The 14,632-nt window shown below is 69.6% G+C and carries 13 protein-coding genes; all 13 read right to left on the reverse strand.

All coding sequences use genetic code 11. From position 1 onward, the window contains the following. The 13 genes from LYSCAS_RS00185 to LYSCAS_RS00245 are packed head-to-tail and all read right to left on the reverse strand — an operon-like array spanning window position 1 to window position 14,627. A complete protein-coding gene (locus LYSCAS_RS00185; RefSeq protein ID WP_213435050.1) occupies window positions 1-2,121 on the reverse strand; it encodes a phage tail protein in 2,121 nt (706 codons plus the stop codon). Further along, on the reverse strand, window positions 2,118-4,025 hold the full coding sequence (locus LYSCAS_RS00190) for a putative baseplate assembly protein (RefSeq protein ID WP_213435051.1): 1,908 nt from the start codon (window positions 4,023-4,025) through the stop codon (window positions 2,118-2,120). The genes LYSCAS_RS00185 and LYSCAS_RS00190 overlap by 4 nt, the downstream gene beginning before the upstream one ends. Next, window positions 4,022-9,127 carry a baseplate J/gp47 family protein gene (locus tag LYSCAS_RS00195; RefSeq protein WP_213435052.1) on the reverse strand — a complete coding sequence of 1,702 codons (5,106 nt, stop codon included), beginning with the start codon at window positions 9,125-9,127 and terminating at the stop codon, window positions 4,022-4,024. The genes LYSCAS_RS00190 and LYSCAS_RS00195 overlap by 4 nt, the downstream gene beginning before the upstream one ends. Further along, window positions 9,124-9,552 (reverse strand): GPW/gp25 family protein, encoded by a 429-nt coding sequence (locus tag LYSCAS_RS00200; protein ID WP_213435053.1) that lies wholly within the window; start codon window positions 9,550-9,552, stop codon window positions 9,124-9,126. The genes LYSCAS_RS00195 and LYSCAS_RS00200 overlap by 4 nt, the downstream gene beginning before the upstream one ends. Beyond that, window positions 9,549-9,845, reverse strand: a complete 297-nt coding sequence (locus tag LYSCAS_RS00205) for a PAAR domain-containing protein (protein WP_213435054.1) — start codon at window positions 9,843-9,845, stop codon at window positions 9,549-9,551. The genes LYSCAS_RS00200 and LYSCAS_RS00205 overlap by 4 nt, the downstream gene beginning before the upstream one ends. A 10-nt stretch (window positions 9,846-9,855) precedes the next feature. Further along, window positions 9,856-10,494: a phage baseplate assembly protein V gene (locus LYSCAS_RS00210; RefSeq protein ID WP_213435055.1), complete on the reverse strand. Its 639-nt coding sequence runs from the start codon at window positions 10,492-10,494 to the stop codon at window positions 9,856-9,858. Then, the gene (locus LYSCAS_RS00215; RefSeq protein WP_213435056.1) at window positions 10,491-11,624 is read right to left on the reverse strand and encodes a phage late control D family protein; all 1,134 of its coding nucleotides are present in this window, start codon (window positions 11,622-11,624) and stop codon (window positions 10,491-10,493) included. Before LYSCAS_RS00215 ends, LYSCAS_RS00210 begins: the two co-directional genes overlap by 4 nt. Further along, window positions 11,624-12,301, reverse strand: a complete 678-nt coding sequence (locus tag LYSCAS_RS00220; RefSeq protein WP_213435057.1) for a CIS tube protein — start codon at window positions 12,299-12,301, stop codon at window positions 11,624-11,626. Before LYSCAS_RS00220 ends, LYSCAS_RS00215 begins: the two co-directional genes overlap by 1 nt. Then, window positions 12,301-13,197 (reverse strand): hypothetical protein, encoded by an 897-nt coding sequence (locus LYSCAS_RS00225; protein WP_213435058.1) that lies wholly within the window; start codon window positions 13,195-13,197, stop codon window positions 12,301-12,303. Before LYSCAS_RS00225 ends, LYSCAS_RS00220 begins: the two co-directional genes overlap by 1 nt. Continuing rightward, on the reverse strand, window positions 13,194-13,622 hold the full coding sequence (locus tag LYSCAS_RS00230; protein WP_213435059.1) for a phage tail protein: 429 nt from the start codon (window positions 13,620-13,622) through the stop codon (window positions 13,194-13,196). Before LYSCAS_RS00230 ends, LYSCAS_RS00225 begins: the two co-directional genes overlap by 4 nt. Window positions 13,623-13,625: 3 nt before the next feature. Further along, entirely contained in the window at window positions 13,626-13,805 is a 180-nt protein-coding gene (locus LYSCAS_RS00235; protein ID WP_213435060.1) for a DUF6760 family protein, read from the reverse strand. After that, on the reverse strand, window positions 13,802-14,170 hold the full coding sequence (locus tag LYSCAS_RS00240; protein ID WP_213435061.1) for a hypothetical protein: 369 nt from the start codon (window positions 14,168-14,170) through the stop codon (window positions 13,802-13,804). The genes LYSCAS_RS00235 and LYSCAS_RS00240 overlap by 4 nt, the downstream gene beginning before the upstream one ends. 13 nt (window positions 14,171-14,183) lie before the next feature. Beyond that, complete coding sequence (locus LYSCAS_RS00245) at window positions 14,184-14,627, reverse strand: phage tail protein (protein ID WP_213435062.1); 444 nt, start codon at window positions 14,625-14,627, stop codon at window positions 14,184-14,186. Window positions 14,628-14,632 lie beyond the last annotated feature (5 nt).

The following is a 14,632-nucleotide window of genomic DNA, read 5'->3' on the forward strand; positions in this document are numbered from 1 at the left end:
TCAGAGCAGGCGCGTGCCGATGTCCGCACCGGTCGCGCCCAGGCGCGTTCCGCGTGCGGGCAACCGGGCCACGCCGGTGATGGCGTCGTCGCCGAGGTGCGGCGTGGGGTCGCCTTCCAGCACCAGCGCGCCGTCGAGTCGCTGGCCCTGCAGTGCGCGCGCGTCGATCCAGCGCACGCGCGCGCGGGTGGTGAACGGGACGAGTGCGGTGATCGCATCGGGCAACCACGGCGACCATGCGCGACGCTCGGCCGCGGTGGCGGCGATGTCGATGCGCACGCCCGCGGCGAGTTGCCAGGGATCGTCGTTGTCGCCTGCGCACGGCAGGCGCATGCGGCCAAGGCGCGCACCTGCGTCGAGTTCGGTGTGCCAGCGCGGGCGGCCGCCGAGCATCGCGGGCAAGGCGCTCCCGGTGCATCCGGCGCCGCCCACGGTCGCGAAACCGAAGTCCGCGATGCCGTCGACGATGCGGAAACGTCGTGGCGTTTCCGGCATCAGGCAGGCGAGGAAGGTCTGCAGGCCGCTGCGCGTGCCGCGGGTCGTCGCGAGCGCATGCGCGTGCGCGACGATGCAGCGCTTCTGCGCGAGCGCCAGCGTGTCGTCCCAGGGCAAGCCGAGCCAGCGCGCGATGGCGTCGAGCCATTCCGGCGACGCGGTCTTCGGATGCACGTGGCTGCCGAGCGCGGCGATGCGTTCGTCGAGGCCCTGCGTGGTGGTTTCGAACACGCCGACGAGGGCGCGCAGGAAGCTGTCCGGGTTGGCTTCCTCGCGCTGGTAGATCGACGGCAGGTACTCCATCAGCGTGTGGCCGGGGTACAGCACCGACAGCGCCTGCAGCGCGGGAAGCGATGGCGCGCCGGGTGCGGCGATCAGGCGCAGGTGCACCCACAGATACGGATCGCGCAGCGTGAACAGCGGCGCGGCGAAACGCGCGGTGTCGTTGCCTTCGCCATGGAAGGCGACCGGCGCATGCCAGAGGCCAAGCTCGGCGAGGAGGCGTTGCGTGCGCTGGGTGGCGGTCAGCGTCGGGTCGGCGGCGAGCTTCACCATGCGGTCGCGGATCGCGGGGTCGCTGGTGGAGGCGTACGCCAGTTCGAGGGTCGCGCCGCGCGGGAGCGTCGCGGTGGCTTCGATGCGCAACCAGCGGCGGCCGTCTTCGCGGTCGGGCGAATGCAGCATCGGGGTGATGAGCTGGCCCTGGATTTCGGATGCGTCGTCGGGCACGGATGGCACGGCGGCGAAACGCAGGAGGCCGCGCGGGCCGGTGACATGCAACGCGTCGCGGGACGCCGCGACGCCCGTCGCCGGTGCGTCACGCGCGTCGAGCTGCACGTCGCCGAGCGCGTTGCCGTCGCCATCGAACGTGAAGACATGGGCCGCGCCTTCCCGATCGACGCCCGCGACGCACGCGCGATCGCGGCCGTCGCTGCCGAGCGCGGTGGCGCGGAAGCAATGGCCCAGGCCGGCGACAGATTTCCGGACCAGCGCGTTTCCGCCGGCCTCGGCATACCAGCGCAGCTGCGGATCGCCGTCGTCCGTGAGGAGGACGAAGCGCTTGCGCGTGCGCAGGTAGACGAACGCCTGCGCGTGCGTGACGTCGGTGAACGCGACCGTTTGCTGGATGCGCCCCGCGCAATCGACATGGAGGGCATGCCAGTGGCCGTCGTGCTCGGCGAGGATGTAGAGGCCGTTGCAGGCTTCGGCGATGTCGACGGCGCGCCAGCCGTCGAGGTCGAGGATCGCAAGTCGCGTGAGCGTGTCGGTTTCGAAGCGTTGCACCGCGCCGTCGCCGAACGACCACAAGCCCCAGTGCGTGGCGAGCAGTCGCGTCGCACGCACGATCGCGGCGGGCGCGCGCAGCAGTTCGGGGGTGTCGTCGCCCGGTGCCAGGCGATACAGCGTGTCGGTCGCGGCGTCGTGCCAGAACGTTTCGCCCGTCGCTGCAACGGCGAGGGCCGCCGCGCCCTGGGTCGGGAAGCGCTGCGCGGTCGTGGCGAACGGTGCGAAAGGTTGCACCGTATCCAACGCGGCCAGCGCACCGGCATCGATGCCCGCGAACAGGCACGCGCCCCACTGGGCTGCATTCGCGAAGCGATAACCGCGCTGCGGGTCGGCGCTCATGGCGCACCTCCCTGCCCGGGCCGTCGCACGTCGATCGTGCTGTTCGCTGCGTCGAGTCGCGGCAGGCCGTCGCGCGCGACGGCGACGCTGGCGACGTTCCCACCCGGGTCGCGCACCAACTGCAGCGCGACGACACGCGCGACGCCATCGACCGCGCGCATCCAGCCCGCGATGTCGCTGCGCGAAACCGGCACGCCGGGTGGCCGCGCCGACGGTCCCGTCGTCGCCAACCGCTTGCGCAGGATCTCCATCACGTTGCGCTGGAGGTCGTCGACATTGCGCCCCGCGTCGGCTTCGAGCGTTGCCTGCACGACGAACGTGGCATAGCGCGGGCCGACCACCATCAGGCGCGTGCCCAGCGGCATGCGCGCCAGCAGGCGGCGACGGATTGCGTCGAGCCAACGACGCGATTCCGGCAGGCGTGCTGCCTCTTCGCCGGCGCGCAACCCGCGCATCGCAACGAGGGTGACGGTGCCGGTGCGCGGACCGGTGGCGTTCGGCGGCACGATCCAGGCGCGCGCGACGTCGAGCAATGGCAGCTTCAACGCGGCGCCGAGGATGTCGTCGGCGCTGACCAGCGCGTGGTCCTCGCGCGCGCGACGGCGGGATTCGCGGCGCTGCGCGCGCCAGTCGTCCGGCCCTGCACCGCCGGCGACGGCATCCGGGTTCACGCCGAACACCTCGCCGAATCCCTGCACGTGCCATTTGCGGTTGCGCGCCACGCTGCCTTGCGCGCCGTCGCTCACCGAATACCACGCGAGCACCTGCGCCTGTTCCGGCGGCGCGCGCCCGTTGACGCCGTTGCCGAAGGTGATCCGGTCGGCGGCGAGGTCGAGGGCGTACACCTTGTCGGCGGGCCCTTGCGTCGCGAGGTCGTCGCAGCGTTGCCAGGTGGATTGGCCGCTGGGTTCGACCACATCGATCCGCACCAGTGCGTCCCCGGAGTTGAACCGCAACCCGGGCACGTCGAGCTGGAAACGCCAGTCCGTCGTCGCATTCACCGTGTGCACTTCGCGTGCGATCTCCCGGCCCTGCACGATCGGCAGGACGTTCGGCGCGATCCGCAATACGCGCGGTGCGCGTGCCAGGCCGCGCGGTGCGACGAGTTCGAGCGTGAACCGCTTCGGCGATGCGGGCACCGCCGAGAGGTCGAGCGTCAGCGCGCCGGTGCGCAGCAATCCGTCGGTGGTGTCGGACACGATGGCGATGGGATAACGGCCCGTGTCGGTCACCAGCGTGGCAGCGAGCGGGGCATTGCGCGTGTCACCGGCCACCAACGGCGTAGAGGCGCGCACGCCGAGCGTCCAGTACGCCCCTTGCGCATCGTCGCGCTTCGGCGGGAACACGCCGCCGTCGCCCCGGCATTCGAAGTCGATCGCGAGCACGTCGCGCGGACGCGCGCGTTCGCCGAACGGCTGGAACGCCGGGCCTTCGCGCGCGTTCACGCGCGTGTGGTCGAGCACGCGGCCCTCGGCCAGGCGCGTGGTGATCGATTGGACGTCGCCCGGGATCCACAACACCTTGCCATCGGGATGGAACGCCGGCGCGTCCGCGTTCACGACATGGATCACCGCATCGGCGGGAATCACGACGGATTGCGCGAACGTCGCTGCCGGCGAGCGCGGATCCTGCGCATCGGGCCACAGCAGGCCGCGCGCGGGTTGCGTGCCGCCCGGCACGAGCGACAGCAATGCCGCATACGCCGCGCGCTCGTCGCGCCGCGTGTGACCCACCGCGTAGAGCTGCGCTTCGGCCACCCACGCGAGCAATTCCATCAAGGTGATGCCCGGATCGTGCGCGTTGTGGTCCGTCCATTGCGGCGCGAGCGCGGGCAATTGCGCGCGGCCCATCGCCATCAGGTCCGCGAAGCGGCGATCGAAGCGTTCGTTGACCAGGCGGCTCATGCGGCCGCCTCGGCCGTGCTGAAGCCCAGGTGCAGGGCGTCGTCGCGCAGGACCACCAGGTCGGAGCCGCGCAACGAATTGGGCCACGGACGTTCGAGGACGCCGTCGACGATTTCGTGCAGCACCACGTCGTCCACGCTGGCCAGGCGCGGCACATCGACGAGGGCGAGTGCGAGGTCCGTGGCGTCCGGGCTGCGGCCGAGCGGCCAGCCCTGGCCATCGGCGCCACCGCTGACCACGTTGAACCACGCCGCGATGCGGGCGCGCACGTCACGTGCGACGGCACCGGCGTCGTCGAGGTCCTGCACGCGCAGTTGCAGCTGCGCGCCGAGGGAGCGCAACGTCGGGCCTGCGATTCGCAACGCACCGAGCGTCACCGGCGACACGCCCAGCAGCAGGCGTTCCAGTTCGCGTCGCTGCGCTGCGTTCGGCGTCGGGTCCGCGCCGCGCATCGCCACGACCAGGCGCACGCCGCTGCGCGCGGTGAACACGCGCGCCTGCGCGATGTCGGGCGAACTTTGCAGCGCGAGGTCTTCGAGGTCGGTGCCGCTCACGGCCCGGTTGCGATGGCGCAAGCGCGCGCCACCGAACCGGAGGATGCGCGGTGCATCCTCCGGCGGCGCGCCACCGGCGGCCTGGTCGGCGGCGAACACCGCTTCCACGCCCGCGACCGGCGAACCGAGGTTGAGTTTCGTCCGCGCCGCCACCGCGTTCGCCGGTACGCGATCGCTGCCATCCGCCGCGGGTTCGGTGCGCTGGTATCGGAACGCGACGATCGAATCGCGGCCGATCGGCGGGATCATCCCGTGCTCGCCATCGCCGAACAGGATCGCGCCCGTCGCTTCGTCCAGCGCGTATGCGCGCTTGTCCGGTGCTTCGTCCGCCGGATCGAACACTTGGTCCCACCGCACCCAGTCGCCCGGCAGGTCGGGCACGTTGCGCACGACGCGCGCGGGATCGTCGGCGAGCAACGTCGCGCGCTCCTCGTCGCCGAGCGGTTCGCGCACGCGCAGCTCCAGCGTGTTGCGCAGCACGGGCGGACGCGCGAGCGTGAGCGTGAGGTTCGGCGCGCCTTCGGACGAGCCCAGGCGTTCGTAGCGCATCGTTTCGGTCGCGCTCGCCCATGCGGCGTTGAGGTATGCGCCCTGCAGTATCGGCGCCCACGCGCTTGCGTCGTTCGACGCGGTGACGCGCAACCAGCGCAGCGTCGTGCCGAACAACTCGCGCGGCGTGGGCTCGGCGTCGAACACCAGCGTGAGCATGCCGCTCTCGCCCAGGCCGCGCGTGTCGTCTTCGACCACCAGCGGCACGAAGCGATCGGCCACGAGCGCGTCCACGTGCAAGGCATCGCGCGCGCCCTGTCCTGCGTGTTCGACCGCGCGCAGGTACAGGCGCACGGGACCGCCGGAGACGGGACCCTTGAAGCCGAGGAACAACGCACGGCCCGCGGATTCGACGACCGGCCCGGCCACGCGCGCGCCGGCGGCGGCGGCGCTGGTCGCCTTCGTGTTGTCGCAATGGCAGGGCGGCGCGCAGTCGTCGGCGTCCGCGTGCACCGCCGGCCCCGACATCCGCCCAAGCAACACCGGCAAGGGCACGAACGCTTCGACGATCGCATTCGGCGTGCGGTTCGCATCGCTCTGGTCGCGGATCGAGCCGCTGTCCTGCGCCAGCACGTAGGTCGGCAGCACGCCGTCCTTCATCGCGTACGACAGGTGCAGCTGCGCGACGTAGGGCGCGCGGATGTTGTCGGCATTGCGTTCGATCGTCTGTTCCGATCCGCCGCCCGACGTCGGCGTGTTGACCACTTTGACTTCTTCCTGCCCGTAATCGCCGCCGATCAGGCGCGCGCGGATCCAGTGGCTCGTCTTGCCGGACCAGTCGGTCGGCTTGAGGTCGGCCGGCACCTTGAACGTGATCGCGCCGCTACGCTTGAGGTGCTGCGTGGTGTCGGTGGCGTTGAGGTTCCACCAGCCGGTGCCATTCCAGTATTCCCACGACAACGCGGGGTTGGACGTGGTGTCGGCGAGCTGGCCGATCCAGGCTTGCACGGCGGCGTCGACGACGAAATCCGCCTTGCCGAGCGAGACCGCTGGCGGAATCGTCCACGATGTTGCCAGGTCCACGAGGATGGGATGCCCGTTGACGTCCGCCTGGAATGCGTGGCCCTTCTGCCACGCGGGATTGGCACCGGGGAACGCGAGCAGGATGCGATCGAGCAACGCGGCGTCCCAGTCGCCATCGGTGTTGGGGTCCAGGTGCAGCAGCGGGACGACGCGTCGGTCGCCGGGGATCGGGCTGGGCACCGGCATCCAGTAGTCGACACTGGCCGGGGGCGTCGTCGGCACGTCGAGCTTGCGATCCAGCGTCGCCACGCGCGTCGTCGTGTTGAACCCCTTCACGAGGTAGACCTGCGTCGAAATTGGCGTGGCGATGAGCAGCCGCGTCGCGTTGGACGTCACCGTGTGCGCGGCGGCGATCACCACGGTGTCCAACTTGGTGGGCACGACGACCGATGGCGTCGCCGCGGTCGCGGCCGGGGGATAGACGAAGATCGGGTCTGCGACCGCGCGCACGTCGTATTCGAACAACACTTCCCCGCCTTGCACCGACGTGGCCATGGCGGTCGCGACCTGGAACCCCGGCGCGCTCGTGATGGGGAAGGCCACGCGGTCGGCGGCCTGCAGCGGATCGAGGGGCTTGGTGATGATCGCGGTGCGCAGCGGGCCCTGTCGCGGCACGCACTGCGTCGGATCGAAGGCCGCCACGAGGACCTGGCTGGACAACGCCGGCACGACCAGGTGCGCCGGCAACACCGTCGGCGCGCCGGCAGCGGGCCCCAGGCCCGGCGGAATCGGCGCGTCGAACAACAAGCCCGACAGCGCCGCCGCATTGAACGGCGCGTCGAACGGCGACCAGTGCGCAAGCTTCGTCGTGCCATCCGGCTCGCCGAGGCATGCTGCGAAGACGCTCCGCGCATTCGCGATGCCGCCGTCGAGCGCATTTCCCAACACGTCGGCGTCGCCGATGGACGCTTCGACGAGCGCCTGCGTCGTCAATGCGTTCGGGTTCGAACGGAATCCGAGCAGGCGTCGCTCCGTGGCGCCCGGGCCCGGGCCGACAGCCACCGCGGCCAGCGTGTTGTCGCTGCGCAGGATCGCCGCGGGCGTGACGCGCGCATCGACTGCCGTGCGCAGTGCCGTGCAGGTCGCGGTGGTACCTGCGAACGCCAGCGCATAGAGCGTCTGGTCCATCGCGACGCCCACCGCCCGCGGGTTGGTCGGCAGCGCACCCGCGACCACGATGGGGGCGATGCGCGTGAACTCGATATCGACGCCACCGATCCTCGCGACGAGCTTGGTCCACGCCGGCGTCGCGTCATCCGGATTGCACTGGTACAGCGTCTTGTCGCGCAAGGCGACCAGGTTCGGCGAGACGTACACGAGGCCGTCGACGCCGGGCGTTGGTCCCGCGGCCGGCGGCACCACGGGCACGTCGGGGAGCTTCTTCCAACCGCTGAACAGGGCGCCGAACAGCACGTCGTCGCTTTCGCGCCACACCCAGACCGCATCGTCGGCGGCCGCGGCGGCGAGGACATCGGTGCTGCGGTTCCAGACGGCGATTGCGTCCTGGCGCAACGCAACGGGGGCAGCGTCCACCCGAGCACCGAACAATCCGGGCGATGGCGGATGCAGCGCGGGGCGACCGTGGTACCGCGAGAGGCGTTGCGGCGTCCCGCTGAATTCCAGGAGCTGCAATCCCCCGTCGCGCGTGACGCCCGCCAGCACCGTATCGGCCTTGGGGCCGGTGCGCAGGCACGCGAAGTCACGAAAACTCAGGTCGGCCAGCTGGACGCACAGTTGCACGTCCGCGTCCTTCTTCGAGAAGGCCTCCGCGCTGCCGACATAGAACGCATCGAACTGCCGCGGCGCGCGCCCCAGCGGATAGAACGCGCTGTCGACGACCAGAGGCGTGGTGTTGGACATCGCTTCGAAACCGACCGAAGGCTTCGCGGCGGCGCTCTGGCACGTGGCGGCGATGGGCGTGTAGTTGATGCGCACGCTGAGCTGGTCGACGCCCAGCAACACCTTGTCGACCTGCGTCGCGACCGCGCGGATCCAGCGTGCGCCCATGCCCGGGAGGATTTCGCGCGGTTCGACGGCGCCTTCGGGTTTCTCGAGCGTCAATGCCGTCGCGTAGGGCTGCGTGGCGGCCTTCGCCAAGGGCTGCCACGCCACCGCATCGGGATCTTCGGCCGCGGCGCGCTTGCCCCAGTATTCCCATGCCACGCCCACCAGGCCTTGCGCGCCGAGGATGTCGAGCGTCGCCGCCGCGGTGATGTCGAACAGATCCGTGCTGCCGAAGTACAGCGCATGCAGTTGCGCGTCGTTCCACAGCCCATCGAACGGCGAGAAGCTGGCGACCTTCTGCACGATCGCGCCCTGCGCCAGGCCGTCTTGCAACGGCGGCTCGATGGTGGCCAGGCCCTTGTCGGCTTGCTGGATGCGGAAGCGCTGGCCATCCGAGCGCAGCACCAGCCCGGGCAGCAGGCCTTCATCGGGATCCAGTTGCAGCTTGTCCGCGGCCGGCGCGGCGAAACTCTTCAACGCCCATTGTTCCGGCATCGGCTGCACGGGCTCCAGCGACGACAGGCCCGGCGGCGGCAAATAGAAATGATCCGCCTCCACGCCGACGATGCGCTCCAGCTTCGCGGGCACCAGTTGCACGTCGGTTTCCGTTTCGAACACGACGGAGGCGCCCTCGACGCTCGCCTGCAAGCGCGATGCGGCACGCGCCAGCACGGCTTCGCTGGCCTTGTCCCCGAGCTTGAACGCCACCGGCACGCGCGCGGGACGCGCGGCCTCGCCGTGCACGCCGAGCCAGTCGAACAAGCCGTCGCGCAGTTTCGCGCCGGCGCCATCGAGTTGCTCGGCGACTTCCGCGTTGAAGCGCGCGCCGATCTGCAGCAGCGCACGGCCGAAGTCCGGTTCGTCGTCCGCGATGGCCCATGTGGGGATCCACGCCTGCGCGCGTGCGTTCAATTCCACGGCGAAGTCGCGGGTGCGGCGCGGTTCCAGGCGCGGAGGGACCGGCGGCTTCATGGCAGGCCCCCTTCGCGGAAGTAGAACGGGAACACGAGGTTCCCGACCTGGTTGGTCTTGCGCACGCGGTATTCGATCTCGACGAGGAGCTTGCCTTCGGCCGTCGCGGATTCATCGACTTCCACCGCCAGCACGTCGATGCGCGCTTCGCAGCGACGCAACGCCTCTTCCACGGTCGAGCGGATGCGCTGGATCGTGGTGCTGTCCATCGCTTCGAACACGAGTTCGTGGATGCCGCACCCGAAGTTCGGCCGCATGACGCGTTCGCCCGGCGCGGTTTCCAGGATGATCCGCATCGATTGCCGGATGTCGTCTTCGTACGCGACGCTGGCCACCAGGCCCGTGCGCGGATCCAGCTGCACCGGCCACGCCCAGCCGCGCCCGAGGAAGGCTTTCTGTTCGTCCATGGCGCGCGGCTCGCTCATCCGATCATCACCGTCGGTGCGCCGAGCACGATGGAATTCGGCGCGCCCGCTTCCACGACGCTGTCGCCCATCCGCGCGGCGGGCATGCCGCCGATCATCACGGACGTGCTGCCCATCAGCACCATGCCGCCCACGTGCGGCTTCGGCCCGTCGAACAGCGGGCACACGTGCGTATCCATCAGCGCGCGCCACGCGGGCATGCCACCGATCATCACCGTCAGGCTGCCCGGCCCCGGGCCCAGCGGCGTGCCGTGGCTCGTGGTGTCTCCGACGCGTGCAGCGGACTGACCCATCGCCTCGCTCCTAGTTGATGTTCACCAACGCACCCTTGATCGTCATCGTGGCGTTGGCCTTGAGTTCGAGCGTGCCGGTGGCTTCGATCGTGATCGTCGCGGCCTTGATCTCCAGCGACCCGCTGGCCTGCAGCTTCATCGCGCCGCTCTTGTTGTCGATCGAGACCTTGTTGCCCTGCCCGTCGTCGACGAGGATCCCGTCGTCGGTGAGCTTCACGACGCCGCCGTTCTCGTGCTTCAGTTCCACCATCCCCTGCGTGCCGTCGTCGAACGTCAGCGTGTGGCCCTTGCGCGACTTGAACATCCGCGTGTCGTTGTTGCCGTCGCTGTTGTCGAACGGCGGCTTGTCCTGGCCGTTCCACACGCCGCCGAGGATGTAGGGGAAGCGCATGTCTTCGCGTTCGAAGGCGACGAGCACTTCGTCGTCCACTTCCGGGATCAGCACCAGGCCGCGGTCCTTGCCCGCCATCGGCGTGGCCAGGCGCGCCCAGAAACTTTCGCTGTCGTCGAACCACGGGAAGCGCACGCGCACGCGGCCCAGCCCGTCGGGATCCTGGTTGTTCGTCACCAGCGCGACCGCGACGCCGCGCGCGAAGCCGCCGGCTTCCAGCCCGGTCTCGACCGGCGGCGCCTGCACGAGGCCGTTCACAGCGTGGTCTCCCGGACGTGGAAGCGCGTGCGGTAGCCGCTCGCGTCGATGCGATGCGTGGCTTTCTCGATGTAGTACACCTTCGAGAAGGCGTCGCCGATCTTGTCGATCTGCACGGTGCGGTCGGGGCGCAGTTCCGGCAGGCCGACGGTCTCGGCGTCCGCGGTGAGGAATTCGCGCGTGCGTTCGCTCAACGCCGCCTTCGCGCGCTGGTCGGCTTCGGCTTGCGTGAACACCGGTTGGCGCAGCCGCAGCACGGGTTGCTTGCCGGGGGCGCGCACGAGCGAGCCCAGGTGTTGCGCGACACTCTTCGCGCGCGCACCGCCATCGGATTGCGCGTCGGCGCGCCCGATGAAGATTTCCTTGCGCGCGGTGTCGCTGCCGTACACCTCGACCTTCGCGACCTGGCCGGCCAGGTTGGCCTGCGGCCGGAAACTCAGCAGCCCTTCGCCCCAGCTCAGGTGCACGACGGGATCGGACTTCACGCGCGGCTTGCCGAAGTGCAGCGTCGAGCGGCCGCGGCCGTCCACGTCGACGTAGAGTTCGAAGTGTTCGTTGTCGCTGTTGTTGCGCGCGGCCAGCTTCTTGAGGAAGTCCCAGTCGCTTTCCTGGTTCTGTTCGATCTGCGGGCGCTTCTCGCGCGTGTCGTCGATCGCGGTGTTCAGGTTGTGGAAGCGCGCGATCTGCTGCACCACGTCGCTGTCGGTGGTGTCGCGCCAGCTGTCGGAACTCTTGCCCAGCGTCATCAGGAAGCCGGGGTCGTAGCCGGAGACGACGAGTTCGGGCGCGCCGGTCTCGGGGAAGCTCGTCGAGACTTCGGTGATCACGCCGTTGACCACGGTGGGCATCGACGATGCATCGCCGTAGCCCATGCACACTTCGATGCTGGCGCCGAATGCGAACTGGCCCAGCAGGTCGTCGCCCTGCCCCGTACGGAACTTGCGCAGCTTGTGGTCGAACGCATCGATCACGGTGAAGGAGAAGTGCCAGGCCGCGCCCAGCACCATGTCCACTTCCACCTGGCTCACGGCGACTTGCAGGTCGCGCACGAGTTCGCGGTTCGCCAGCCGCACGACGAAGGACGGTGCGAAGAATTCGCCGTAGTTCCGGGAGAGCGTGACCAGTTCCATCACGGGTGCTCCATCGGCGGGAGTTCGAGCCAGTCGCCGGGCGCGATCTCGCGCGGGTCGTCCAGGTCGTTGGCGCGCGCGACGCGCACCCATTCGTCCGGGTCGTCGTATTCGCGCGCGGCGATCCACCACAGGCGTTCGCGGCCCACCACCACGCGGCGCTTGGTCTTGTCGGCGGATTCGCGACGCGGGTCTTCCAGTTGCTGGCGCAGCGTGCGGTATTCCTTGAAGGCCACCGACAGCGACACGCGCGCGGGCGCGCCATCGGGATGGAACATCGTGACCTTGCGGCCGAGGCGTTCGATGACCGCGGCGAATTCCAGCGGTCCCCAGTTGAAGCGCACGGGCGGCGGCGCGTGGAGGTCGCGGTCGATCTCGAGCAGCGTGGTCAGGGCGCGCAGTCGCGCGTTGAGCGGGTCGGATTCGGATTGGCGCAGCGACGTCGGGCCGGTGGGATCGGTGTAGTCGTCGAGGAACAGGTCCATCGTCAGGCGATCGGATTCGCCGTTGACGAACTGCAGCAGCGGCGCGCCGAGGCCCGGGACCGGCGCGGCCTTGTAGGAATTGGAGCGCTCGAACGTGTATTCGGTCGGGTTGAACAGCACGGCGATGACTTCGCCCTTGCGCGCCCCGTCGAGCACGGTGATGGTCGCCTTCTTGAGCTGCGACTTGGCCATCAGAGTCCCCGGCGCTCGCGCTCGATGCGCAGGCGATGGTCGATGCGGCGGATCACGTCGTCGGCGACGCGGTCGACGAGGGCGGTGTCGAGTGCTTGCGGGCGGAGGGCGGATTGCAATGCCGCGATGGCCTGCGTCTCGACCTGCGCAATCGGCACCGGGTGCGCGACGGGCGCACTGCTGCCCTGCGCATGCGGTGCGTCGATGGCATCCACCGGCTTCGGTTCGCTGGCGCGCCATACGAGTTCCGGTGAGCGCGTGCGGAAAGCCTCGAGGGCCGGGATCGTCCGCTGCGCGGCTGGTTGCCTGGCTTGTGTCACGTCCTGGCGCGAACGCGGGAGCGACAACTGCGTCGGCCGACGCGCTGCAGCGTTGATGCCGATCTGCGTTGCAGCCGGCCTCTCCGATTCGCGTCGCGGTCCAAGCTGCATCGTGGCCATGGGCGCCGGTCGCGCTGCAGCGGTGCGTGGCGCGTGCATCGCCACCGGAATGCGCATCGCCGGTCGCATCGCGACGCCCGCCTGCTGCAGCCACTTCGCAGAGATCCTGTTGTCCGCGTTCGCGCGCACGTTCGACGGTTGCGGCGACCGCATCTCTGCCGGAACGACGTTCCGCGCGCGCACCTGGTCGACCGACGGCTTGTCCTTGGCTTGCGCGACCGCCTGCGTCGCGCTGCGCACCTCCACCCGCAGCTGCATCTGCACGCGCCACGGCGAGCGATCGATGCGCCGCGCACATTCCGTTTTCGCCAAGGGCGCATGTGCCTGCACCGGACGCCGCCACCGCAACCCGATCGGCCGCCAACTCATTCGCGCCGCACGCGCCCGGCGGACTGTCCGCCGGCGCGCAAACGCCCGCGCCGCCCGGAACGCCCGCATCCGCATCGCGCCGCTCACGTCGCCTTCCTCAAGCCGTGATGCGCCAGCTCCAGGCTTTCCATCACCACTTGCTGCGATGTCGCATCCAGGTCCGACGCCGACCACTTCACCGGGATCGCCTGCGCCACTTCCCAGGCCCATGCGTTGTCGTTGGCTTCGTCGTGCAGGCGGATCCACAGGTTGCGACGCTGCACCTGCCCGTCGGCCGCGGCCTGCGCCCACTTGAACAGATCATCGAGCGCCAGCCCGCGCTCCAGCACGAGGTTGGGATAGGTCACGTTGGACGCGAGCTTGTGTTCGTACTCGTTGACGCCGCCTTCCTTGTACGACTCCACGCGCACTTCGCGCGACAGGCCTTTCACGCGCAGGAAACCGCCGCTGACGAGACCTTCCATCTCGACGACGTAGCGGAATCCGCGGAACGGGTCCTGTCGCTTTGCCATGGCCTACACCGCGAACGGATTGGCGGGCGCGCCGTCGAGCGCCCGGTTGATGTGGGAGATCTCGCGGCACCAGCGGCGGCGCTCGCGATGTTCCAACTGCATCAGGTCGCCCGGCGCCCAGTGGAAGTGGTGCGCGATGAAGGCCATCTCCGCGTACAGCGCCTTGACGGGATAGGCCTTCATGCTTCCCCCAGGACCGACATCCTCGTGGGCGGTGCTTCGACATCGTCCTCGGCGTTGAGCGATTCGTAGAGCCGCTGCAGGTACGCCAGGTCCGACGCGTACAGGCCTTCGATCACGCCGGTGTGGATGTCGGGCAAGGTGCCCAGCCGCACGATCACGCGCGCGAGCACGATCACCGCCAGGTACGCCTCGTTCTGCTGCACGCGCGGATCGCGCAGCGGCAGGATTTCGTCGGCGGCGGTGGCCAGGCGCATCACGCCGCGGCGATGCAGCGTGCCGCTGTCGTCGAGGTAGCCTTTCGGCAATTCGAAATCGACTTCGGTGCGGAAGCCCGGATGCGGAGGGCCGGAATGCGGGGCGTTCATCGCGTGCTCCTGGTTACTTGACGCGTTCGATGCCTTCGTTCACGAGCTCCAGCGTTTCGATCATCACCTCGCTGCCTTTTGCGTTGAGGTCGCTGGGGTCGTACTTGATCGGCCAGGCGTCGCTGACGACGAAGCGCGCGGCATCGGCGCCGGCTTCGTCCTGCACCACGATCACCACTTTCCGGCGCTTGTCCTTCACCTGGCCGGACGAGATCTCCGTGTGCCACTTGTAGAGGTCCAGCGCGTTGGCGCCGACGAACAGGCCCCACTTCAGGGTGATGTTCCCGTACTTGGTGAGGCCGGAGAGCTTGCGCACGTGCGGCGGATCGGTGCCTTCGCGGTAGTCCACCGCGTCGATCGTGGTCTCGCCGATGTTGACTTCGCTGAAGTTGGCCTGGGTGATCGAGTCGATCTCCAGGCGGTAGCGGAAGTTGCGCAGGGGGTCGATGCGTGCCATGGCTC

This window comes from Noviluteimonas caseinilytica, from assembly GCF_018406605.1.
Classification (GTDB): Bacteria; Pseudomonadota; Gammaproteobacteria; order Xanthomonadales; family Xanthomonadaceae; genus Noviluteimonas; species Noviluteimonas caseinilytica.